At 68.7% G+C, this 1,778-nt stretch carries 2 protein-coding genes and 1 pseudogene; 2 read left to right on the top strand and 1 reads right to left on the bottom strand.

The window, feature by feature from the left end:
• On the top strand, positions 1-547 hold a 547-nt coding region (locus G6R25_RS23780; protein WP_235949514.1), incomplete at its 5' end, for an SAM-dependent methyltransferase.
• A gap of 200 nt (positions 548-747) precedes the next feature.
• On the opposite strand, the pseudogene G6R25_RS23775 reads toward G6R25_RS23780, so the two are convergent.
• A pseudogene (locus tag G6R25_RS23775) lies at positions 748-1,095 on the bottom strand (ISKra4 family transposase); the annotation flags it as partial.
• Here G6R25_RS23775 and G6R25_RS23770 point away from each other — a divergent pair.
• Positions 1,004-1,405 (top strand): type II toxin-antitoxin system Phd/YefM family antitoxin, encoded by a 402-nt coding sequence (locus G6R25_RS23770; RefSeq protein WP_205447423.1) that lies wholly within the window; start codon positions 1,004-1,006, stop codon positions 1,403-1,405. The pseudogene G6R25_RS23775 and the gene G6R25_RS23770 overlap by 92 nt on opposite strands.
• Positions 1,406-1,778: the final 373 nt, after the last annotated feature.

The following is a 1,778-nucleotide window of genomic DNA, read 5'->3' as shown; positions in this document are numbered from 1 at the left end:
GGACGGCACAACGGGGCCAATACTCCGCGTAGCAGATCGCAACCTAGAACGATCTTCCCGGGGCCCTGGGTGGATCCAGGGCGATGCCGCGGCACTGCCGGCGCTCGACGCGGACCTGGCGACGATGACCGGGAATGTGGCCCAGGTCTTTCTTACCGACGACGACTGGGACCGGGCCCTGCAGGGCATCCACGCAGCCCTTCGTCCCCACGGCCATCTCGTCTTCGAGACCAGGCGCCCCGAATTCCACGCCTGGGCGCAGTGGGCGGTGGACGTCGATCCGGTCACGCTCGACATTACGGACATCGGTCTGGTGGAACGACGCCTGGAGGTCACCGACGTCGGTCTTCCGTTCGTCTCCTTCCGATACACCTACCGCTTCCTGACCGACGGCGTGGTCGTCACCTCGGACTCGACCCTGCGCTTCCGCAGCCGGGGCGAAGTCGAATCGAGCCTGGTCGCCCACGGCTACCGAGTCCTCGACGTGCGGGAGGCACCGGACCGCCCGGGGCGTGAGCTCGTGTTCATCGCCGAACGTTCGGCCTGAAGCAGCCAGTGTCCGTCACCGCATACCGGCGGACCGATAGAGGACGGAGTACGGAGTACGGAAAGGGTGTAGTTCCTGCCAAGTGATGCGGTCAAGTCGGGGTGTAGTTCTCGGCGAACTTGCGACGACGGAGGCGGTCAGCCACCTGCCGGTGGCCTTCGGCCCGTCCGCCCGCGGCGGCGCGTCGCCGGCGGGGGACGCCGGGCGGGGGCGGCGACCGCGTCATCGAACGAGCCCCGGGCCGCCTCCAGGACAAGCCTGCGCGCCAGGGTGTGCGAGTACAGCCCCGCCGGCAGGTTCAGCGCCCCGTCCGCGGGATGCAGGTTGCCCGACCCCGGCGCACGGTAGCCATGCCGGCTGACCGTTGCCCGGCCCGCACGTCCAGATGGCCCTGCAGCAACGCCCGCAGCACCTCGCGGCCCTGCCCGGTCGATCAGGTCCTCGACCTCGTCGTGCGTGCCAGCGCGGGCCTCCGCTCCGGCAAGCAGGGCCTCCGGCACGACATACCGCGCCCTGGCCTCGACGAAAGGAGCCCCCTTCCTGATCAATCCTGGCACGCCATTCGAAGATCGCTACCGCAACGATCCCACTCGACCGGGACTACACCCATCCGAGATCGCCGATGAGGTCGATCGCACCCACGAACGGGGCCACATCACCCGCAACGGCCGCGAGTACGTCGTACTCCTGTCAGCCGAGGACCTGGAGTCGCTGGAGGCCACCCTCGAGCTGCTCTCCGATCCACGGGCAATGGCCCGAATCCGAGAAGCCGACGAGGCCATCGCCGCTGGCGAGGTCACGACCGGCGACGAGATGGCGGCGATCATGCGACGACGTCGCGAGCGGGGCGATGGCTGACACGCCCGAACCCCCCGCACCACCGCCATACCGGCTCGTTGTCTCGCCCGGCGCCCGCAGGGCTCTTGCCGGAGGCAGCGGCCTTCGCCGCCTGGGAGTTCATCTCGGGTCCCCTACTGGAACGCCCTCGGATACTGATCTTTAATTCACCGGGTCGGACTGGAGTGGATTCTGCCCGGTTCCAGTTCCGGTTCCGGTTCCGCGGAACACCTTGATCGTCGGGTGGAGGTGGGATGCAGCCGGGTCGGGGGCGGTTCCGCGGAATCTGCATGACCGTGTCACGTGGCCGCGGCCATGGTGGTGGCCGCGGCCATGGTGGTGATCGCGGAGTGTGACAGCGGCGGTGGGGTGTTCGGGGTGGATGCGTGGGAGA

It is taken from the genome of Candidatus Frankia alpina (genome assembly GCF_902806485.1).
Taxonomy (GTDB): Bacteria; Actinomycetota; Actinomycetes; order Frankiales; family Frankiaceae; genus Frankia; species Frankia alpina.
This window is presented reverse-complemented; position numbering and strand designations above follow the sequence as displayed.